Source organism: Maritalea sp. (genome assembly GCF_047634455.1).
Lineage (GTDB): Bacteria > Pseudomonadota > Alphaproteobacteria > Rhizobiales > Devosiaceae > Maritalea.
Genome location: NZ_JBLIAI010000006.1, coordinates 40,220 through 58,904, shown reverse-complemented (window position 1 = coordinate 58,904; position 18,685 = coordinate 40,220). Strand labels below are relative to the sequence as shown.

Here is an 18,685-nt window from a genome sequence, read left to right as displayed (position 1 = left end):
ACATTCATGCGGGTTTGGTTACCCGGCGTAACGTCAAATTCAGCCGCCCGCCATTTGGAAATGCTGCGCTGGTGTTCATCAATTGCGAAGAATTTGCATAGACCTTATCTATGCCGTGAAATGCCAGCCGTGTTTGTTTTTCCAATATCAAAACATCGCCTGAACTGATCTCAAACGACGAGGTTTTTCCGCCACGTGTTGTGCCGCCTAAGCGAAAACGTGCGCGGTCACCCAGCGATATTGACAGAACCGGCGCTTGCAAATCATCTTCGTCGCGATCTTGGTGCATACCCATTTTGGCCCCCGCTGCGTAATAGTTGATCAGGCACGCTTGGGGTGGCGCATGATAACCTGTCAACTCGTACCACAGCGTCGTCAACATGCTGGGCATTGGCGGCCATGGGGCATTTGTTTCAGGGTGCTCGGATTGATAACGATAGCCGTGTTGTTTGTCACAAACCCAACCCAAGGGTCCAAAGTTAGACATGCGCACGGAAAAGGGCTTGCCCGTTCGTGGCATGCGGGGGACAAAAAGCGGGGCTGATGTCAGGGCGGTTTCGATTTCACCCAATAGCGCAATTTGTTCAATTTTTGAGAGTTGGCTGGGAAAAATTCGCATATTTTTGTGTTTTTCCTGTCGCTTTTCAAGTCAATCGAGTCTATATAACCGCGCTTGTTCTTTACGGTCCAAACTATTCACAAATAAATTGATCGAGTGAGGCATACAACCAAGGTCGTAAGGGCTATTTCAAAGAATTTGATCTTTGACGCTTGAAGGGCAATTTGTTGCTTCCTATATACCGTTCAATCAGTGATTTGGGTACCAGTGTGCCTGAGCCATGAATATGAGGGATCCGAACGGCATTTATGCCGGTGAAAGACTGCTGGAAACGGGGTCAGACAAAGGGTCTGCCAACAAAGAGGTTTTATAAATGGGTAAAGTAATTGGAATTGACCTTGGTACCACCAACTCGTGCATTGCGATTATGGATGGTGCTGAGCCAAAAATCGTTGAAAACGCCGAAGGTGCGCGGACAACACCGTCAATGGTCGCGTTTACAGATGACGACCGCTTGGTTGGACAGCCAGCGAAACGCCAGGCTGTAACCAACCCCGAAGACACTCTTTTTGCGATCAAGCGTTTGATCGGCCGTCGTTTCGACGATCCGATGGTGAAAAAAGATAAACACCTTGTTCCCTACAAAATCGTAAAAGCCGACGGTGGCGACGCGTGGGTGGAAGCTAAGGGCGAGAAATACTCTCCGTCACAGATTTCAGCCATGATCCTTCAAAAAATGAAGGAAACTGCGGAAAGCTACTTGGGCGAGCCCGTAACACAAGCTGTTATCACAGTTCCTGCTTACTTTAACGACAGCCAGCGCCAAGCCACAAAAGATGCCGGCAAAATCGCTGGTCTGGAAGTATTGCGGATTATCAACGAGCCAACAGCTGCAGCTCTTGCCTATGGCTTGGACAAGCAAGAAGCCGGCATTATCGCGGTTTATGACCTTGGTGGTGGCACTTTTGATATTTCCATTCTGGAAATCGGTGACGGCGTTTTTGAAGTAAAATCAACCAACGGGGATACATTCCTTGGCGGTGAAGATTTCGATATGCGCTTGGTTGACTATTTGGCTGACGAGTTTAAACGCGAAAACGGCATCGACCTTCGGGGCGACAAACTTGCTTTGCAGCGTTTAAAAGAAGCTGCTGAAAAGGCAAAAATCGAATTGTCTTCAGCGACACAAACTGAAGTCAACTTGCCGTTTATCACCGCTGACCAATCTGGTCCAAAGCACCTTCAATTGAAACTGACCCGCGCAAAGCTTGAGCAGTTGGTTGAAGACTTTGTGAAACGTACCATTGAGCCTTGTAAAGCGGCATTGAAAGATGCGGGCCTTACAGCCGGTGAAATCGATGAAGTTGTTTTGGTTGGCGGGATGACCCGTATGCCGAAAATCCAAGAAGTGGTCAAAGAATTCTTCGGCAAAGAGCCACATAAGGGCGTGAACCCTGATGAAGTTGTTGCCGCTGGTGCCGCTATTCAAGCTGGCGTTCTTCAGGGCGACGTTAAAGACGTTCTTTTGTTGGACGTAACACCTTTGTCTTTGGGCATTGAAACATTGGGCGGTGTGTTTACCCGTCTGATCGATCGCAACACCACGATCCCAACCAAGAAAAGCCAAGTTTTTTCCACAGCTGAAGATAATCAGTCTGCGGTAACCATTCGGGTTTCTCAAGGTGAGCGGGAAATGGCGGCGGACAACAAGATGCTTGGCCAATTTGATTTGGTCGGACTTCCGCCAGCACCACGCGGTATACCACAGGTTGAAGTGACTTTTGATATTGATGCCAACGGCATTGTGAATGTGTCGGCAAAAGACAAAGGCACGGGCAAAGAGCAACAAATCCGAATCCAAGCTTCTGGTGGTCTTTCAGACGACGAGATTGATGCGATGGTGAAAGACGCGGAAGCCAATGCTGACGCCGATCAGAAAAAACGCGAATCTGTTGAAGCTAAAAACCAAGGCGAGGCTTTGGTCCATTCAACAGCGAGCTCTTTGAAAGAACATGGCGACAAGGTTGACGAGGTCACTCGAGAAACGATCGAAACTGCTTTGGAAGAACTTAAGTCAGCACTTGAAGGCGATGACGCTGACCTGGTCAAAGAAAAAACCACAGCTTTGGCTCAAAGCTCAATGAAACTTGGCGAGGCCATGTATCAGTCTTCTCAAGACGAAGAGAGTGACGAGTTCGAGGGTGGCGATGCAGCGGACGATGACGTTGTTGATGCTGACTTTGAAGAAGTTAAAGACGAAGACCAAAAGTCATAAGTCTTAACCGAACAAACTGATCTTGATTGGCGGGGCAGCTTGCAACAATTGCAAGCGGGTCCCGCCAACGATCTTGGAGCACCAGCGCCATGTCAAAAAAAGATTTCTACGATGTTTTGGGTGTCAGCCGTGAAGTTGACGAAAGATCCCTAAAATCTGCCTATCGCAAACTTGCAATGAAATACCACCCGGACAAAAATCCGGGCGATGATGCCGCCGAAGCCTCCTTTAAAGAAGTTTCCGAGGCATATGATACGCTAAAAGACGCACAAAAACGTGCCGCTTACGACCGTTTCGGGCACGCCGCTTTCCAAAATGGCGGGGGCGGTCAGCCTGGTTTTGGCGCCGATTTCTCGTCTTCCATGTCAGACATTTTTGAAGATATTTTCGGCGACTTTGTGGGTGGCCGCGGTGGCGGACGACGCGAACGCAGTTCTGCGATGCGCGGATCCGATCTTCGTTACAATCTTGAAGTTTCGCTAGAAGAGGCCTTTGAAGGGCAAACCGTTGATATCGACGTGCCTTCAATGGTGAGTTGCGACACGTGCGATGGTCATGGCGCAAAACCGGGCACAGGCTTTTCAACCTGCGGGACCTGTCAGGGCCACGGCAAAGTGCGGGCAGCGCAAGGGTTTTTTACCATTGAACGCACATGCCCACACTGTCACGGCCGCGGTGAAACCATGGACCAACCCTGCACCGATTGCTCGGGGCAAGGTCGCCGACAAGAATCCCGTTCCCTGTCCGTAGATGTGCCCCAAGGCATTGAAGATGGCACCCGCATTCGCCTTTCTGGCGAAGGCGAAGCGGGTATGCGCGGCGGTCCATCAGGTGATCTATATATTTTCGTTTCGATTAAACCGCATGACCTATTCCAGCGCGATGGTGCGGACCTTTTCTGTCGCGTGCCGATCTCTATGACCACAGCAGCGCTTGGCGGCGAGTTTGAAGTGCCCGCATTAGGCGGTGGTCGCGCCAAGGTGAAGGTGCCCCAAGGCACCCAAGCTGGGCAACGCGTGCGCCTTAAAGGTAAAGGCATGCCGGTATTGCGTTCGCAACAATTGGGTGACTTGTATATTCAGATGGATGTGGAAACACCGCAAAATCTCAATAAACGCCAGCGCGAATTGCTGGAAGAATTTGCAGACATCACCACAAAAGAGACCAATCCAACATCTGCTGGTTTTTTCAAAAAGATCAAAGGTTTGTTCGAGGGTTTGAGCGAGCATGCGCGCAAGGACTAGGTGTGGTTCAATTTTGCGGGTTGTCATCTATTTACTGATCTGATCCGTTGATAGATGGATAGGGGCAGTAAATGACAAAAATTCTCGCGATTTCCGGATCAATACGCAAACATTCCTACAACGCACAATTGGCCCACATGGTCGTGAAGCATCTTCGGGCCAAGGGGGCAAATGCGGCATATCTTGATTTGGCGAACTTTCAAATGCCACTTTTCAACGAAGATTTGCCTGAAGAAGATCAGCCGGACAGCGCTCTGGAATTGGCAGACTTGTTCGCAAGCGCCGACGCGGTTTTTATCGCTTCGCCTGAATATAACGGCTCTTTGACACCGCTGCTTAAAAACACAATTGACTGGGTTCATCACCAAAAACTAGGGGCATTTGCAAACGCCACGTTCGGCATTGGGTCTGTGTCTAGCGGATCATTGGCCGGGATCATGGCGCTTTCGCATCTGCGCGACATACTCTCAAAAGTTGGTGCTCTGATTGCACCAACTGCGCTTGGTGTCGGCATGGCAACAACTGCGTTTAATGAAAATGGAGAATTATCGGACACGCGCGTCGCGGCCCGGGCCGACGCGATGGTGAATGAGCTTTTGACCGTTCGGCGACGGGGTCAACAATAACTTGTTGTTCACTGAAAATTATGCCAGTTAAGGGCTCCGACACCCTCAGAGTTCGACGAAGCAGTTTCACTCTGAATTTTGTTTGGCCGCGCGTTCGACCCGAAAAACCGGTTTCCGCTTTTTCTAAACGCGCTCAATGTTGCCGGAGCACCCCATCACATGACCAAAGCTACGCCTCAATTAATCACCGCGCTTGATGTTTCTACCCGCAAAGAAGCAGAGGTGTTGGTTGAAAAAATTGATGATAATGGGGTGTTCTATAAAATAGGCTATCAGCTGATTTACGGCGATGATGGGCTAGGGCTTGCAAAGTCCTTAAAGGCCGCTGGCAAAAAAATCTTTTGCGACGTCAAACTGCTCGATATCCCCAATACTGTTGAAAAAGGCGTCGCGGGGCTGGTTGAATTGGGCGCAGATATTGTGACCATTCACGCGGAACCCCATTGCATGGCGGCGGCAAAACGCGCGGCAGAAGGCTCGCCCACAAAGCTGATGGGCGTCACGGTGATGACCTCGCTGGACGATGAGGACCTAAAGGCAAGTGGATACGCTTTTGGGGTCCGAGATTTGGTTGAACGCCGCGCAAAGCAGGCGGCAGGCGAAGGCATAGACGGGGTGATTTGCTCGGCCCACGAAATTGAACTGGTCAAACAGGCCAGCGGCGGCAAATTGATGGCGGTGACCCCCGGCATTCGCCCAGCAGGCAGCGCCAGCGACGATCAAAAACGCATTCTAACACCCACACAGGCAATTGAAATTGGAGCTGACCACTTGGTGGTCGGGCGACCGATTTATCGCGCAGATGACCCTTATGCGGCCGCTGGTGCGGTAAATGAAGAGATCTTCAACGCCAACGTGAACATCACGAATTTTCGCGCCGCGGATAGTGCTGATGCTGCAGACCTGAGCGCGATTGAAGGCAATGCGGCACAGGTTTTCAAAACATTGGGCGGCGCATTCGCGCAAATTAATTTTGCACCAATGTCGGCTATATCTTATGTCAACGCCATCGCCCAAAATCAAATCATTTGGCTTGTCGAGTTGCGCGGAGAACCCGTTGGGTTTTTGCGCGCGAAACCCGTCGATGATATGCTGTATTGCGCTGAAATGTCGGTGCTGCGCCACCATCATGGTAAGGGTCTGGGCGAAAAGCTCATGTCACATTTCATCAAATTTGCTAAAGAAAACGGGTTCAGAGGTGTTTGCGGCATCACCTACAAAGATGTGCCGTGGAACGGACCATATTATCGGCGTTTGGGACTAAATTATCTCGATAAAAACCTGATTGGGCCGGAATTACTTGCCATAATGTCGTCTGACACTGAAATTGCCTTGTCCCAGGCTGGCAGCAGAGTTGTATTCGGCAAACGGTTTTAATCATTGCTGGCATTGGCAGCGGTCTAAATTTTCTGCTAAATCAATCTGGCAACAGGATTGGCAAAATTATGCAAAAAATCACAGTTTTGGGGGCAAGCGGCCGAATGGGCCAAGCCAATATCCGCGCTATCGCGCAGATTGACGGGGCAGGACTTTTCAGCGCGCTTGAACGCGAAGGCATTGACGCGATAGGAAAAGACGCGCGCGCGCTTGCAGGGCTTGAGCCATCTGGGGTGCTCATCACCTCAGATGTTGATGCAGCGCTTGAAGGCAGCGACGCGATTATCGACTTCACCGCCCCCCAAGTCAGCATTGACTATGCCAAAAAAGCGCATGAATTGGGCTTAGTACATGTGATTGGCACCACGGGCTGGACAGCGGAGGAAGACGCCGAACTGGCTGCCCTTACCGGCAAAGGCAGGCTGGTCAAAGCGGGCAACATGTCGTTGGGTGTTAACCTATTGATGGGCCTTGTTAAAAAGGCAGCCGCCGCGCTACCTGTTGATTTTGACATTGAAATCTTGGACATGCATCACCGTATGAAGGTGGACGCCCCGTCTGGCACCGCTTTAATGCTTGGAGAAGCCGCCGCTGAGGGCCGACAAATCAATTTGGCTGCGAATGCCGTACGGTCGCGTGATGGCATTACGGGCGCACGCACTCCGGGCACTATCGGTTTTGCTGCTTTGCGTGGTGGCACGGTGATTGGCGATCACTCGGTGATCTTTGCGGGCAGCAACGAACGGATCGAGTTGAGCCATATGGCGCAAGACCGTTCAATTTTTGCGAATGGTGCTGTTTATGCGTCTCTTTGGGCGCAAGACAAAGCACCCGGACTTTATTCAATGGCTGATGTGCTTGGTCTTTAAGATCAGATTGGCCTCTATTACCAACATCCAAGGGATATAATTTAATGGACCGTAGACTCATTCTTGTTCGCCATGGACAAAGCGAATGGAACCTTAAGAACCTTTTCACCGGCTGGAAAAACCCTGGCCTGACCGAAAAGGGCGTTGAGGAAGCGATTGAAGCTGGAAAATTGCTGAAATCACGCGGTTATGAGATTGAAGTTTGCTACACGTCTGCCCTCGCCCGCGCACAACGCACCCTTGATTTGATGCTTGAAAACATGGATATCGTCAATATGACGATCATTCGCAATCAGGCGCTGAACGAGCGTGACTATGGCGATCTGGCTGGACTGAACAAAGACGATGCGCGCAAAAAATGGGGCGAAGAACAAGTTCACATTTGGCGTCGTTCGTTTGATGTGCCGCCTCCGGGTGGTGAGAGCCTGAAAGATACGGCCGAACGTGTTTTGCCGTATTTTGAAGCCGAGATTGCCCCACGTGTTGCGGACGGCGGCACGATTTTGGTTGCCGCACACGGCAACTCGTTGCGCGCTTTGGTGATGCAGCTGGAAAATCTGAGCCCCGAGGAAATTCTCCAACGTGAAATCGCAACGGGCAAACCGATCATTTATGATTTTGATGCGGACGGTAACGTCACCAACGTAGAAAATATCTAATAGCCGACATCATAACACCGCAAAATCGATCCCGGCTCAGGGCCGGGATTGCATCTGTAGAGTGATTGCTTTTCACTTTCGGCCGCCCTGGGCTTGATCTGGGGTCTACTTTTTCACCCCGCCCCCCGCGCGAAACCTATTCAGCCCCCCCAACCAATCCCGCTTCCCAGCCCAAAATGGCTTGCTTGCGGGTTAAGCCCCAATGATAGCCGGTTAGTTTAGCGTTTTTACCGATCACCCTGTGACAAGGCACAACGAATGAAATTGGATTGCGCCCCACAGCTGCCCCAACAGCGCGGGCGGCCTTTGGGTTGCCAATGCTTGCGGCAATATCGCCATAAAAGGTGGCCTGCCCCGGTTTAATACGCAGTAAGGTCTGCCAAACCCGCACTTCAAAGTCTGTGCCAATCATCACGATTTTTATAGGTTGATCTTGATTCCATTTCTTGGGATCAAAAATTTTTTCTGCCCATTGGCGAATTTCACTGGGTTCTGCATTGAGATATGTCGCGTTTGGCCAACGGCGCGTCATATCTTCCAGCGCAGCTTGTTCCTCACCTTCATCACAGAAGGCTTGGCCTGCCATGCCATAATCCGTGAGCATAATCAGCACCTGCCCGAACGGAGATGGATGAAAACCGTAGCGAATCTCAAGCCCCTCGCCCTTGGCTTTATAAGCACCCGGTGGCATTGCATCATGGGTGACAAACAGGTCGTAGAGCCGGGCGGCAGAAGACAGACCAAGTTCATAGCTTGTGTCCAAAAGCGGCACATTTTCTTTGAGCATCTGGCGCGCGCGATTGAGGGTTACACATTGCGAAAAGGCTTTCGGGGTTAAACCTGCCCAGCGCTTAAACAGAGCGGTGAGTTGACGCGAAGTCATGTTAAGATCGCCTGCTAAGGCTTCAAAATCATGCTCATCTGCCGGCCGCGCAGAAAGTTCCTCGATCACCTTTGTGATTACGGAATAATCTTTGGCCTGCGCGAATAGGGGGGTCATGTCGTTCATAATAGATCAAACTTACTTCCATTACGCATGTGAGGCGACCCGATTTTGACTTCCTCTGCAATGGGGTGTGCGTACCGCGCAAAAATGCAGCATTTGCTCTTTTCATTCCCCCATTCTCGTGCCCTAATCCGCACGTCCTCACCAAGATATGCGACCCCATGACCAAACGATCTCGCCTGACAAAACCAGCTATTCACCAATTGTTCGCCAATTTTGAGGCGAGCAACCCCGATCCCGAAGGGGAACTGGATTATGTCAATGAGTTTACCCTGCTGGTGGCTGTGGTTTTGAGTGCACAAGCGACAGATATTGGGGTGAACAAAGCCACCAAAAGCCTGTTTGAAATTGCGCCAACGCCTGAAAAGATGTATGCGCTTGGCGAAGACAAAATCCGCGAATACGTCAAAACCATTGGGCTTTATCGCAACAAGGCCAAAAACGTATATGCGTTGAGCAAAATCCTGATCGACAGGCACAATTCTGAAGTGCCGCAAACCCGCGAAGAGCTGGAAGCATTGCCCGGTGTCGGACGCAAAACCGCAAACGTGGTGCTTAACATAGCTTTTGGACAGCCGACCATTGCGGTGGACACCCATCTGTTTCGGATTTCAAATCGCACAGGTCTTGCGCCGGGCAAAACACCGTTGGCTGTTGAATTATTGCTCGAGCGGATCATTCCAAAACAGTTTTTGCAGCACGCGCATCATTGGCTGATTTTGCACGGTCGATATATTTGCAAGGCGCGAAAACCAGAGTGCTATCACTGCGTCATCATCGATCAATGCAAATTTAAGGACAAAGTCCTAAAAGCATAAGGGGTGCGGGTTGACGTGAGCAACCAGCACCCTAAAAGCAAACCGGGCTTGTTTGGAGATCCGATATTATGGCAAATGCCAAATTTGATGTGTTGACCATCGGCAATGCAATTGTTGATGTATTTGCAAAGGTCGACGATGCGTTCTTGGTGGCAGAGGGCATGGACAAATCGATCATGCATTTGGTTGACGCGGAGCGTTCTGAATATCTTTATTCTCGATTGCCCGGCAATCCGCAGCATATTTCAGGCGGATCATGTTGCAACACAGCGGTCGGTGTGTCCTCGCTTGGTGGTAATGGCGCGTTTATTGGCAAGGTCGCTGAAGACGATTTGGGCGCGATTTACCGCAAAGACCTCACCAAATCCAGCGTCTTTTACAATACGCCAACCCTCATTCATGGCACCTCGACCGCCCGTTCGATGATTGTGATCACCCCTGACGGTGAGCGCACCATGAACACTTATCTGGGCGCATGTCAGGAACTCACCGTCGCTGACATGGACGAAGATTTGATCTCTGCATCTGCTCTTACGTTTATGGAAGGCTATTTGTGGGATCCCCCGGAGGCGAAACGCGCTTTCGTGAAAGCTGGAGAATTGGCGCACAAACATGGGCGCAAAACCGGGCTTACGCTTTCTGATCCGTTCTGCGTTGGTCGTTTCCGCGACGAATTTATCGGCCTTATCCGCAATAAAACCGTGGATGTCTTGTTGGCAAATGATGATGAAATAAAATCGCTTTATCAGGTCAGTGATCTAAATGACGCGATCGCTGCGGTGCAAAAGGACTGTTCAACCGTAGCAATTACGCTCGGTGCGAAGGGCGCGATGGCTATCAAGGATGGTGTTGTGAGCGAGGTACCCGCGTTCAAAGTGGATCAAGTTGAAGACGTAACCGGAGCTGGCGATTTATTTGCTTCGGGCTTTCTTTATGGCTTGGCCCGCGGCCACGCGATGGAACAAAGCCTGTCACTTGGATGTTTGTGCGCGTCTGAGGTAATTTCGCATGTGGGTGCACGGCCAAATGTCAGTCTTGAAGGGCTGGCAATAAAGAATGGTCTGACGCTCTAAACTGATCCCGGCTCAAGGCCGGGAAAAAGCCTAGGGTCTGGACTGAATTGAGTTCAGACCCTAGTTAAATTAGAGCTTTCTCAGCGCGACCTTATCGATTGTGTGATCCAATCCCTTTGTCAGGATCAGGTCGGCGCGACCACGGGTGGGCAAAATATTATCGCGCAGATTGGGCAGGTTGATTTGTTCCCAGATCGAAATGGCCAACGTTTTGGCCGCTACAATGTCGAGTTTTGAGAATTGATGAAAAAAGCTTGTGGGGTCACGAAACGCCGTTTCTCGCAAACGCAAGAACCGCTCCACATACCATTTGCGCAGGTGTGGCTCCTCAGCATCAATATAGACGGCGAAATCCAGATAATCTGAAGCGAATAGGATCGGCTTACCATCTTTGGGCAAATCACCCGGCTGCAAAATATTAAGCCCTTCAACGATCAAGATATTTGGCCGATCAACGATAATTTCCTCGCCCTCCACCACGTCATAGACAAGGTGGGAATAGGTGGGAACTTTGACATTTGGTTCACCGGCTTTAATTTGGGCCAAGAACTTCAAAAAAGCGCCGCGATCATAGCTTTCGGGGAAACCTTTGCGTTCCATCAGGCCGCGCTTTTCCAATTCGGCGTTGGGCAACAAAAATCCATCGGTGGTGACCAGATCAACTTTTGGCGACGATGGCCAACGTTGTAGAAGCGCGCGCAAAATCCGCGCTGTGGTGGATTTACCAACAGAAACAGAACCCGCAACACCAATAATATAAGGCGCTTTATCGCCATTGTGGTGCAAGAATTTACCGGCCGCTAGGTGCAGGCCTTGCACGGCTTCAACATAAAATGACAGGAGACGGGTAATCGGCAAATAGACTTTTTCAGCTTCTGCCAATGAAATGGGGTCGTTTAGGGATTGCAGCCGGGTCAAATCCTCTGCCGTTAAAGTCATTGGCTCATCAGCACGCAACGCCGACCATTCAGTTTTGGAAAACTGATAATAGGGCGAAGGGTAGGTTGCGCTTGAAACTTGATCCAAAACTCTAGCCCTTTCTGGAGGCTTTTTCGGCCAAACCGGATTGCACGGTACGTTGCTCTAGCTCCGCCATAACATCGGACAACGAAACATTATTGGCTTTTAAAACCACCAACAGGTGGTAAATTACGTCCGCTGCCTCTTTGGTCAGCTCTTCACGGTCATTATTGATCGCAGCGATCACCGCTTCTACTGCTTCTTCACCGAGTTTTTTCGCCGCTTCTTTGCCGCCATTTTGCAGCAATTTGGCCGTGTAAGAATTGTCCGGCGAAGCGGCTGCTTTTTTGGCGATGATCTGTTCTAAGTCGCTCAAAGAGAATGTCATAGACTATCCTTTAGCCACATTGTCTTGGCGCACCGCAATACCACTTTGTGCCATATGAGTTTTTGCCTGCTCAATTGAAAAAGTGCCAAAGTGAAAAATCGATGCAGCAAGTACAGCACTCGCGCGCCCCTCTTTTACCCCGTCAACCAAATGGTCCAAAGTGCCAACGCCGCCCGAAGCGATCACAGGTACTTCCACCGCATCCGAAATCGCCCGGGTTAGTTCCAGATCAAAGCCGATTTTCGTGCCATCGCGGTCCATAGAGGTCACCAGCAGTTCCCCTGCCCCGCGCTTGACCATGTCGCGTGCAAATTCAATCGCATCTATCCCCGTGGCATTGCGGCCACCGTGGGTGTAGATCTCCCATTTCGACTGCCCTGCAACCAGCGCTTCCTCTGCCCGGCGCTTCGCATCTACAGACACCACAATGCATTGATTGCCAAATTTATCGGCGGCACGGTTGATGAAATCTGGGTCCTTCACCGCAGCGGAATTAATCGACACTTTGTCAGCACCGGAAAGCAAAAGCTTGCGGATGTCTTCAACTGTGCGAATGCCACCACCCACCGTAAGGGGCATAAAACAATGTTCTGCCGTGCGCGCCACCACATCATAAATCGTGTCGCGACCCTCGTGGCTGGCGGTGATGTCCAGAAAACAAAGTTCGTCAGCCCCGGCTGCATCATAAGCAATCGCTGATTCAACCGGATCACCCGCATCGACCAAATCAACAAAGTTGACGCCTTTAACGACACGACCGTCTTTAACGTCAAGGCAAGGAATGACGCGGGTTTTTAGGGTCATGACGTCTCCTTGATCTGCTTGAGCGCTTTTTCGACATCAATCCGCCCATCATAGAGCGCGCGGCCTGAAATCGCGCCCTCAAGCACGGCCATCTCAGGTTTGCACATTGTGTTGATGTCATCCATCGACGCCAAGCCACCAGAAGCCACAACTGGAATTGAAACGGCTTGCGCCAATTCCAGAGTGGCATGCCAATTTATGCCAGTAAGGATGCCGTCGCGATCAATGTCAGTGAAGATAATCGCCGCCACGCCAACCCCTTCAAATTTTTCCGCCAGCTCAATCACATCAAGTTCTGAGGTTTGTGCCCAGCCTTCCACCGCAACTTTTCCGCCCCGCGCGTCAATGCCCACTGCAATTTGGCCGGGAAACATTTTGCAAGCCTGTTTGACCAATTCAGGGTCGCGTACCGCGATGGTGCCAAGGATCACGCGGGCCAACCCACGGTCGAGCCAGGCTTGAATATGTTTGATGGTGCGGATACCACCGCCCAATTGCACAGGCATGTTCACCGCTTTGATGATCGCTTCAACGGCATCGCCATTGACGCTTTCGCCAGCAAAAGCACCGTTGAGGTCCACCACGTGAAGATATTCAAAACCTTGGTCTTCAAACTGCTTGGCTTGATCGGCTGGACTATCGTTGAACACGGTCACCGCGTCCATATCACCTTTTTGCAGGCGCACGCATTTGCCGTCTTTTAGGTCGATCGCTGGAAACAAAATCATACTAAGTCTGGCCTTTCGTCAAAGCGACCAATTGAGGAAATTTGAAATGAATTTCAGACCTAGGGCCTGGCTTTTTTCAGGGTGAAATTGCGTCGCGATCAGATTATCGCGCCCAACAATCGCCGTTAGCTTCTGTCCATATTCAGTGGTTGCCAACAATTGGGCTGGGTCCGCCACTTCAAAATGATAAGAATGCACAAAATAGGCGTTCAAACCACCTGGTCCGATGTCGAGATTGTCCAGCATTAAATGCGGATTGGTTTGCGTGAGCGTGTTCCAGCCCATATGCGGCACTTTTAGGCTTTTGTCATCTGGCTCAATATGTTTGACCACACCCGGAATCCAGTCCAGACCATTTGTGTAGACCTTTTCTCGACCTTCGCTAGCCAGTAATTGCATCCCGACACAGATACCAAGGAAGGGCACAGCATCCAAAATCACCCGTTGGTGCAGCGCATCCACCATGCCTTCAACCGCGGCTAAGCCGTTCATGCAGTCTGCAAACGCGCCGACACCAGGCAAGATCACCCGGTCTGCGTTTTTTACGTCAATGGGATCGCTTGAAACCAAAACGTCAAATTCGCCATCTAACTCACACGCAGCGCGCTGCGTTGCATTTTGAGCAGACTTAAGATTACCAGCGCCATAATCAACGATGACAATTTTTTCGCTCATTGGAGCGCTCCGGCTGAGTGTTCGTTCGACAATTGACCCGCCGTATAGCGCCATTCAGCGTCGCGCGCAGACGGGGACACTACTTGCCCCTCAAACAGATAGCCTTTTCGCGTGAGGGCATAGCCACGAATTGCAGATGCCTCCAGGCCGATTAAAATCGCCGCCAAAAACCCGATCCATCCAGCGGCACTTTCACCAACAAAAAACGCAATGAAACCAAGCACAAAGGCAACGCCCAAATAGGCCGCCAGTTCAAGCCAAAGGCGATGCCAAACGCACCAAATTGGCGTGAACAAACATGCAAGGATGGAAAACCGATCCTTGATGACCTCAACATCTTGATTGGCCAGTGTTTGCGGCTGATCTGGTGCCGCAGCTTTTGCATAAATGGCAAAAAGGCTCATGAGTTGCCTCAAAATTTGGGCCAAAGGCGGCTTAAAGCACGCCTTTGGTGGAAGGAATTCTGTCCGCATTGCGCGGGTCGATTTCAATGGCGTCACGCAAAGCGCGGGCCAAGGCTTTAAAGCAGCTTTCCGCGATATGGTGGGCATTGTCACCATAGACGTTTTCAACATGCAAAGTGATACCTGCATTCATGGCAAAAGCTTGGAACCATTCTTGGAACAGTTCGGTGTCAAAATCCCCCACCTTGTCGCGTTTAAACTCAACCCGCCACACAAGGAATGGACGACCCGAAATGTCAATCGCGGCACGAGACAGCGCTTCATCCATTGGTAAATCGCACGATGCATAGCGCCGGATGCCTTTTTTGTCGCCCAAAGCTTGTTTGATGGCCTGGCCAAGCGCAATGCCCACATCTTCGGTTGTATGGTGCGCATCAATATGCAAATCGCCGTTCGCGGTGATTTCAATATCAATCATGCCATGACGCGCGACCTGATCCAGCATATGATCGAGAAATCCAACACCTGTATTGATGTTAGATTTGCCAGTACCATCCAGATCAACAGACACAAAAATATCTGTTTCATTGGTCTTGCGGGTCAGTTTTGCTTGGCGCATCGTTGCTGCAACCTTTTTACTTGCGAGCAGATATCGCCGCTCGTCCTTAATTTATGCGCCTTATTAGCACCTCTTGAGGAAAGCGAAAAGTCGCTAAAAGTCTGAAGTGATTGTAATTGACGTCAGAACGCCTAAATAGGTAGTCCAATTGCAGGAGAAAATTCAACTATGCAAGAAAATCAGCAAGGCTCAGCGGGATGGCGCGGCACAACTATTTTGACTGTCCGCAAGGGTAATAAGGTGGTTGTGGCCGGAGATGGCCAAGTCTCATTGGGTCCGACAGTGATTAAACACACGGCCAAAAAAGTGCGGCGTTTGGCCGGCGGCAAAGTGATTACCGGGTTTGCGGGCGCGACCGCGGATGCCTTCACTTTATTTGAGCGGTTAGAAGCAAAACTTGAGCAATATCCGGATCAATTGATGCGCGCATGCGTTGAATTGGCCAAAGACTGGCGCACGGACCGCTATTTACGGCGTTTAGAGGCCATGATGATCGTTGCAGACAAGAAAGACAGCCTTGTCCTGACCGGAACCGGCGATGTTTTGTCGCCTGATGGTGGTGTAATGGGCATTGGTTCTGGTGGAAATTATGCACTAGCTGCGGCAAGTGCGTTAATGGACACCGACTATGAAGCTGAAGAAATAGCACGACGTGCGATGAAAATTGCCGCTGAGATATGTGTCTACACCAATGAAAGTCTAACGGTTGAAACGATAGATTTGGACGAATGATCTATGCAATCCGCAGGCTAGACGCAAAAGATGCCGCATCGTTTCGTGATGTTCGGCTTGAAGCGTTTAAAACCCATCCAGAAGCCTTTGGGTCTTCATATGACGAGCTGGTCTCCAAGCCGGTTTCGCATTTTGAAGAATGGCTGACAGATATGGTGGCCTATGGTGCATTTGTTGATGATCAGCTTTTGGCAATCGGCGCTTATTTCCGCGAACGCGGGCTCAAAATGGCGCATCGCGCTTATGTGATCTCGATGTATTGCGCTCCGCAATTACGTGGCCAAGGGGCTGCACAAGAGATCATAGAGCAATTGGCAGATCATGCGCGTAGCAAGGGCATTATTCAACTTCATCTTGGGGTTGGGGCAACCAGTATTGCGGCAAAGAAATCTTATGAGAAGGCAGGCTTTAAGACGTATGGGGTCGAACCACGCAGCCTTTTTGTAAATGAAAAATATATCGATGAAGAACTGATGGTGCGCTTATTGGATGAGGCACCGAAAGGTAAAAAAGAATGAGTGAAGTAAGTTTTTCTCCCCGTGAAATCGTTTCTGAATTGGACCGCTACATTGTGGGTCAAAGTGACGCTAAGCGCGCCGTCGCGGTGGCGTTGCGCAGCCGCTGGCGTCGGCAACAACTTGATAGCGAGCTGCGCCAAGAAGTCAGCCCAAAGAATATCTTGATGATCGGCCCAACTGGCGTCGGTAAAACCGAGATATCCCGCCGCTTGGCCAAACTTGCACAAGCGCCCTTTGTGAAAGTGGAGGCCACCAAATTTACCGAGGTGGGATATGTTGGCCGTGACGTTGAACAGATCGTGCGTGATTTGGTCGAGGCTGGTATCTCGCTGTTGCGCGACAAACGCCGCAAAGAAGTGCAGGCCAAGGCACATTTGCAAGCCGAAGAGCGGGTGCTTGACGCACTTGTGGGACATTCTGCAACACCTTCAACCCGGGAAAGCTTTCGCGCGAAGCTTAGGGCCAATGAGTTAGACGATAAAGAAATCGAAGTTGAAATGTCTGCACCACAAGGCAATGGCATGTTCGAAATGCCAGGCATGCCGGGCGCGAATGTTGGCATGATCGATCTGTCCGATATGCTCGGTAAAGCCTTTAAACAGAAAAGCGTGAAGCGCACGATCAAGGTCAAAGAAAGCTATGCACTTTTGATCAACGAAGAGGCTGACAAGCTTTTGGATCAGGACAAGATCACCGCAGATGCGATTGATCTCGTCGAAAATCACGGCATCGTTTTCTTGGATGAGATTGACAAAATCTGCGTGCGTGACGGACGTTCTGGCGGCGATGTGTCTCGTGAAGGTGTGCAGCGTGATTTATTGCCGTTGATTGAGGGTACTAGCGTTTCCACCAAACACGGTGTGGTGAAAACCGATCATGTTCTGTTTATTGCCTCAGGCGCATTCCATGTGGCCAAACCGTCCGACCTTTTGCCAGAATTGCAGGGCCGTTTGCCGATCCGCGTTGAATTGCGGGCTCTGGTGCATGAAGATTTTGTGCGCATCCTGAATGACACTGATGCCAGCTTGATCAAGCAATATGTGGCCTTGATGGGCACAGAAGGGGTTACGCTTGATTTCACAGACGACGCCATTGACGTGATCGCTGAACTGGCCGTGGCCGTCAATTCAACGATAGAAAATATTGGTGCGCGTCGTTTGCAAACGGTAATGGAAAAGCTCGTTGAGGACATCTCATTTGATGCGCCTGACAAGAATGGTGAAACCATCAGGATTGATGGCGATTATGTGCGCAAGCAGGTTGGTGAATTGGCCGGTGATACAGACTTGAGCCGGTTTATTCTTTAAATGAAATAGGGCGCGCTTTCGGGTGCGCCCTGCTTTTGTGCGCTAGTTCTTTTTTGCCCGTGCCCGTGCGCCGCGCTGTTCCACTTCGTGCACCAAGTGGATTAAATCTTCCTCAACCAGGCTTTCAATGTTTTGCGCAAGCTTGTTGGTCAGCTCAGTGGCTTTGGGCACCAGCCCTGCCGTATCTATGGTAATTTTGGGATCTGAAATTTCGGCGAGACGCTGTAATTCCTCAGCCTCATCCCAAATGACGTTAAAATAGGTGATGATGCGCTGCAGCATAAACCATGTGGGTGTACCTCGATGGCCGTGCTCCAGAGCCGAAAGATACGCACTAGACACATTCAAATCGGCAGCCATTTGCTTGAGCGAAATATCCCGATCCTTGCGGATTTGACGGATTTTTGCACCGAGTGGGGTCATTTACCTGCTCTTTTCAGCCGAACATAGAGCGCCCCAGCCCCACCATGATTTTGCGCCGCAGCATCAATGCCGGCCACCATATGCAGCAAAGCGGGCTCTTTCAGCCATTGGGGGACTAGATGTCGCAACACGCCTTTGTGCTCAAACTCGGCATATCCGGTGCGCTTAATGCCCTTACCAGTGATCACCAATATATTGCGATCATCCCGGTAAAACGCAGCTGAAATAAAATGGATCAAGGCCGAGCGTGCCTCATGCTGACGCATGCCGTGCAAGTCGAGCGTGGCATCAATGGATACGCGACCACGGGCGATTTTGCGCCGCAATTTTGGATCTAGGGGTTTGTCAATTTTGTGCGGCACCGCAACTGAGTTAAAGTGCGGCAAATTCCGATCTGTATTGTGCATATGCGTGGCCAGCGGCGCCCAGCTTTTAGAGGATGGGCGTACTTTTACACGCGGCTTTTTCGCCAACGCCAACGGCAGCTCACTAGGCTTTATCCGCAAGATATTTTGTTCGGGCGGCTTCAACGGACTGACAGATTTTGTCACTTCTGTCCAAAGGTGCCAATCGGCAATATCTTTTGGCGGCTTTTTGGCGCGTGACATGTGTGTTGGCAGT

The 18,685-nt window shown here is 50.6% G+C and carries 22 protein-coding genes and 1 pseudogene; 12 read left to right on the top strand and 11 right to left on the bottom strand.

The features are described from left to right. Positions 1 to 4: 4 nt before the first annotated feature. A complete protein-coding gene (locus ACJAZW_RS03670; RefSeq protein ID WP_415155515.1) occupies positions 5 to 619 on the bottom strand; it encodes an alpha-ketoglutarate-dependent dioxygenase AlkB family protein in 615 nt (204 codons plus the stop codon). A gap of 313 nt (positions 620 to 932) precedes the next feature. Between ACJAZW_RS03670 and dnaK the strand changes: the two genes are divergently transcribed. The 7 genes and pseudogenes from dnaK to ACJAZW_RS03635 all read left to right on the top strand — a co-directional run bounded on the left by dnaK (position 933) and on the right by ACJAZW_RS03635 (position 7,609). Beyond that, the gene (gene dnaK / locus ACJAZW_RS03665; RefSeq protein ID WP_415155514.1) at positions 933 to 2,834 is read left to right on the top strand and encodes a molecular chaperone DnaK; all 1,902 of its coding nucleotides are present in this window, start codon (positions 933 to 935) and stop codon (positions 2,832 to 2,834) included. Positions 2,835 to 2,923: 89 nt separating this feature from the next. After that, positions 2,924 to 4,078 carry a molecular chaperone DnaJ gene (gene dnaJ, locus ACJAZW_RS03660; RefSeq protein WP_415155513.1) on the top strand — a complete coding sequence of 385 codons (1,155 nt, stop codon included), beginning with the start codon at positions 2,924 to 2,926 and terminating at the stop codon, positions 4,076 to 4,078. A 71-nt stretch (positions 4,079 to 4,149) separates the two neighbouring features. Beyond that, the gene (locus ACJAZW_RS03655; RefSeq protein WP_415155512.1) at positions 4,150 to 4,704 is read left to right on the top strand and encodes an NADPH-dependent FMN reductase; all 555 of its coding nucleotides are present in this window, start codon (positions 4,150 to 4,152) and stop codon (positions 4,702 to 4,704) included. 159 nt (positions 4,705 to 4,863) lie between these two features. Then, positions 4,864 to 5,556 (top strand): annotated as a pseudogene (gene pyrF, locus ACJAZW_RS03650) (orotidine-5'-phosphate decarboxylase); the annotation flags it as partial. A gap of 129 nt (positions 5,557 to 5,685) precedes the next feature. After that, positions 5,686 to 6,081 carry a GNAT family N-acetyltransferase gene (locus ACJAZW_RS03645; protein ID WP_415155534.1) on the top strand — a complete coding sequence of 132 codons (396 nt, stop codon included), beginning with the start codon at positions 5,686 to 5,688 and terminating at the stop codon, positions 6,079 to 6,081. A gap of 68 nt (positions 6,082 to 6,149) precedes the next feature. Beyond that, positions 6,150 to 6,950, top strand: a complete 801-nt coding sequence (gene dapB / locus ACJAZW_RS03640; RefSeq protein WP_415155511.1) for a 4-hydroxy-tetrahydrodipicolinate reductase — start codon at positions 6,150 to 6,152, stop codon at positions 6,948 to 6,950. Between the two features lie 44 nt (positions 6,951 to 6,994). Next, the gene (locus ACJAZW_RS03635; RefSeq protein WP_415155510.1) at positions 6,995 to 7,609 is read left to right on the top strand and encodes a 2,3-bisphosphoglycerate-dependent phosphoglycerate mutase; all 615 of its coding nucleotides are present in this window, start codon (positions 6,995 to 6,997) and stop codon (positions 7,607 to 7,609) included. A 136-nt stretch (positions 7,610 to 7,745) separates the two neighbouring features. Here the strand turns inward: ACJAZW_RS03635 and ACJAZW_RS03630 are convergent, their stop codons facing one another. Next, the gene (locus ACJAZW_RS03630) at positions 7,746 to 8,618 is read right to left on the bottom strand and encodes a methylated-DNA--[protein]-cysteine S-methyltransferase (protein ID WP_415155509.1); all 873 of its coding nucleotides are present in this window, start codon (positions 8,616 to 8,618) and stop codon (positions 7,746 to 7,748) included. 158 nt (positions 8,619 to 8,776) lie between these two features. Between ACJAZW_RS03630 and nth the strand changes: the two genes are divergently transcribed. After that, a complete protein-coding gene (gene nth, locus ACJAZW_RS03625; RefSeq protein ID WP_415155508.1) occupies positions 8,777 to 9,433 on the top strand; it encodes an endonuclease III in 657 nt (218 codons plus the stop codon). A 68-nt stretch (positions 9,434 to 9,501) separates the two neighbouring features. Beyond that, positions 9,502 to 10,506 carry an adenosine kinase gene (locus tag ACJAZW_RS03620; RefSeq protein ID WP_415155507.1) on the top strand — a complete coding sequence of 335 codons (1,005 nt, stop codon included), beginning with the start codon at positions 9,502 to 9,504 and terminating at the stop codon, positions 10,504 to 10,506. A 69-nt stretch (positions 10,507 to 10,575) separates the two neighbouring features. Here the strand turns inward: ACJAZW_RS03620 and coaA are convergent, their stop codons facing one another. From coaA to hisB, 7 genes are read right to left on the bottom strand one after another with little or no spacing between them, the layout of a single operon-like run. Beyond that, positions 10,576 to 11,532, bottom strand: a complete 957-nt coding sequence (gene coaA / locus ACJAZW_RS03615) for a type I pantothenate kinase (protein WP_415155506.1) — start codon at positions 11,530 to 11,532, stop codon at positions 10,576 to 10,578. Between the two features lie 4 nt (positions 11,533 to 11,536). Continuing rightward, positions 11,537 to 11,854 (bottom strand): phosphoribosyl-ATP diphosphatase, encoded by a 318-nt coding sequence (locus tag ACJAZW_RS03610; protein WP_415155505.1) that lies wholly within the window; start codon positions 11,852 to 11,854, stop codon positions 11,537 to 11,539. Positions 11,855 to 11,857: 3 nt separating this feature from the next. Continuing rightward, a complete protein-coding gene (gene hisF / locus ACJAZW_RS03605; RefSeq protein ID WP_415155504.1) occupies positions 11,858 to 12,658 on the bottom strand; it encodes an imidazole glycerol phosphate synthase subunit HisF in 801 nt (266 codons plus the stop codon). Further along, positions 12,655 to 13,386 (bottom strand): 1-(5-phosphoribosyl)-5-[(5-phosphoribosylamino)methylideneamino]imidazole-4-carboxamide isomerase, encoded by a 732-nt coding sequence (gene hisA / locus ACJAZW_RS03600; RefSeq protein ID WP_415155503.1) that lies wholly within the window; start codon positions 13,384 to 13,386, stop codon positions 12,655 to 12,657. Before hisA ends, hisF begins: the two co-directional genes overlap by 4 nt. 18 nt (positions 13,387 to 13,404) lie before the next feature. Beyond that, positions 13,405 to 14,061, bottom strand: a complete 657-nt coding sequence (hisH, locus tag ACJAZW_RS03595; protein ID WP_415155502.1) for an imidazole glycerol phosphate synthase subunit HisH — start codon at positions 14,059 to 14,061, stop codon at positions 13,405 to 13,407. Next, positions 14,058 to 14,465, bottom strand: coding sequence for a DUF2628 domain-containing protein (locus ACJAZW_RS03590; protein ID WP_415155501.1), 408 nt, complete (start codon positions 14,463 to 14,465; stop codon positions 14,058 to 14,060). The genes hisH and ACJAZW_RS03590 overlap by 4 nt, the downstream gene beginning before the upstream one ends. A 31-nt stretch (positions 14,466 to 14,496) precedes the next feature. Beyond that, positions 14,497 to 15,084: an imidazoleglycerol-phosphate dehydratase HisB gene (hisB, locus tag ACJAZW_RS03585; protein WP_415155500.1), complete on the bottom strand. Its 588-nt coding sequence runs from the start codon at positions 15,082 to 15,084 to the stop codon at positions 14,497 to 14,499. A gap of 168 nt (positions 15,085 to 15,252) precedes the next feature. Here hisB and hslV point away from each other — a divergent pair, with 168 nt between their 5' ends. The 3 genes from hslV to hslU are packed head-to-tail and all read left to right on the top strand — an operon-like array spanning position 15,253 to position 17,641. Further along, positions 15,253 to 15,816 carry an ATP-dependent protease subunit HslV gene (gene hslV, locus ACJAZW_RS03580; RefSeq protein WP_415155499.1) on the top strand — a complete coding sequence of 188 codons (564 nt, stop codon included), beginning with the start codon at positions 15,253 to 15,255 and terminating at the stop codon, positions 15,814 to 15,816. Further along, a complete protein-coding gene (locus ACJAZW_RS03575) occupies positions 15,813 to 16,334 on the top strand; it encodes a GNAT family N-acetyltransferase (RefSeq protein ID WP_415155498.1) in 522 nt (173 codons plus the stop codon). The genes hslV and ACJAZW_RS03575 overlap by 4 nt, the downstream gene beginning before the upstream one ends. After that, positions 16,331 to 17,641 carry an ATP-dependent protease ATPase subunit HslU gene (hslU, locus tag ACJAZW_RS03570; RefSeq protein WP_415155497.1) on the top strand — a complete coding sequence of 437 codons (1,311 nt, stop codon included), beginning with the start codon at positions 16,331 to 16,333 and terminating at the stop codon, positions 17,639 to 17,641. Before ACJAZW_RS03575 ends, hslU begins: the two co-directional genes overlap by 4 nt. Positions 17,642 to 17,683: 42 nt before the next feature. On the opposite strand, the gene ACJAZW_RS03565 is transcribed toward hslU, so the two are convergent. Both ACJAZW_RS03565 and ACJAZW_RS03560 read right to left on the bottom strand, forming a co-directional pair. Next, positions 17,684 to 18,064, bottom strand: coding sequence for a helix-turn-helix domain-containing protein (locus ACJAZW_RS03565; protein WP_415155496.1), 381 nt, complete (start codon positions 18,062 to 18,064; stop codon positions 17,684 to 17,686). After that, a complete protein-coding gene (locus tag ACJAZW_RS03560; protein WP_415155495.1) occupies positions 18,061 to 18,672 on the bottom strand; it encodes a Smr/MutS family protein in 612 nt (203 codons plus the stop codon). Before ACJAZW_RS03560 ends, ACJAZW_RS03565 begins: the two co-directional genes overlap by 4 nt. Positions 18,673 to 18,685: the final 13 nt, after the last annotated feature.

Coding starts and splice junctions, on each gene's coding strand:
- ACJAZW_RS03670 (WP_415155515.1), bottom strand. CDS start 619: ATGCGAATTTTTCCCAGCCAACTCTCAAAAATTGAACAAATTGCGCTA.
- dnaK (WP_415155514.1), top strand. CDS start 933: ATGGGTAAAGTAATTGGAATTGACCTTGGTACCACCAACTCGTGCATT.
- dnaJ (WP_415155513.1), top strand. CDS start 2,924: ATGTCAAAAAAAGATTTCTACGATGTTTTGGGTGTCAGCCGTGAAGTT.
- ACJAZW_RS03655 (WP_415155512.1), top strand. CDS start 4,150: ATGACAAAAATTCTCGCGATTTCCGGATCAATACGCAAACATTCCTAC.
- ACJAZW_RS03645 (WP_415155534.1), top strand. CDS start 5,686: ATGTCGGCTATATCTTATGTCAACGCCATCGCCCAAAATCAAATCATT.
- dapB (WP_415155511.1), top strand. CDS start 6,150: ATGCAAAAAATCACAGTTTTGGGGGCAAGCGGCCGAATGGGCCAAGCC.
- ACJAZW_RS03635 (WP_415155510.1), top strand. CDS start 6,995: ATGGACCGTAGACTCATTCTTGTTCGCCATGGACAAAGCGAATGGAAC.
- ACJAZW_RS03630 (WP_415155509.1), bottom strand. CDS start 8,618: ATGAACGACATGACCCCCCTATTCGCGCAGGCCAAAGATTATTCCGTA.
- nth (WP_415155508.1), top strand. CDS start 8,777: ATGACCAAACGATCTCGCCTGACAAAACCAGCTATTCACCAATTGTTC.
- ACJAZW_RS03620 (WP_415155507.1), top strand. CDS start 9,502: ATGGCAAATGCCAAATTTGATGTGTTGACCATCGGCAATGCAATTGTT.
- ACJAZW_RS03610 (WP_415155505.1), bottom strand. CDS start 11,854: ATGACATTCTCTTTGAGCGACTTAGAACAGATCATCGCCAAAAAAGCA.
- hisF (WP_415155504.1), bottom strand. CDS start 12,658: ATGACCCTAAAAACCCGCGTCATTCCTTGCCTTGACGTTAAAGACGGT.
- hisA (WP_415155503.1), bottom strand. CDS start 13,386: ATGATTTTGTTTCCAGCGATCGACCTAAAAGACGGCAAATGCGTGCGC.
- hisH (WP_415155502.1), bottom strand. CDS start 14,061: ATGAGCGAAAAAATTGTCATCGTTGATTATGGCGCTGGTAATCTTAAG.
- ACJAZW_RS03590 (WP_415155501.1), bottom strand. CDS start 14,465: ATGAGCCTTTTTGCCATTTATGCAAAAGCTGCGGCACCAGATCAGCCG.
- hisB (WP_415155500.1), bottom strand. CDS start 15,084: ATGCGCCAAGCAAAACTGACCCGCAAGACCAATGAAACAGATATTTTT.
- hslV (WP_415155499.1), top strand. CDS start 15,253: ATGCAAGAAAATCAGCAAGGCTCAGCGGGATGGCGCGGCACAACTATT.
- ACJAZW_RS03575 (WP_415155498.1), top strand. CDS start 15,813: ATGATCTATGCAATCCGCAGGCTAGACGCAAAAGATGCCGCATCGTTT.
- hslU (WP_415155497.1), top strand. CDS start 16,331: ATGAGTGAAGTAAGTTTTTCTCCCCGTGAAATCGTTTCTGAATTGGAC.
- ACJAZW_RS03565 (WP_415155496.1), bottom strand. CDS start 18,064: ATGACCCCACTCGGTGCAAAAATCCGTCAAATCCGCAAGGATCGGGAT.
- ACJAZW_RS03560 (WP_415155495.1), bottom strand. CDS start 18,672: ATGTCACGCGCCAAAAAGCCGCCAAAAGATATTGCCGATTGGCACCTT.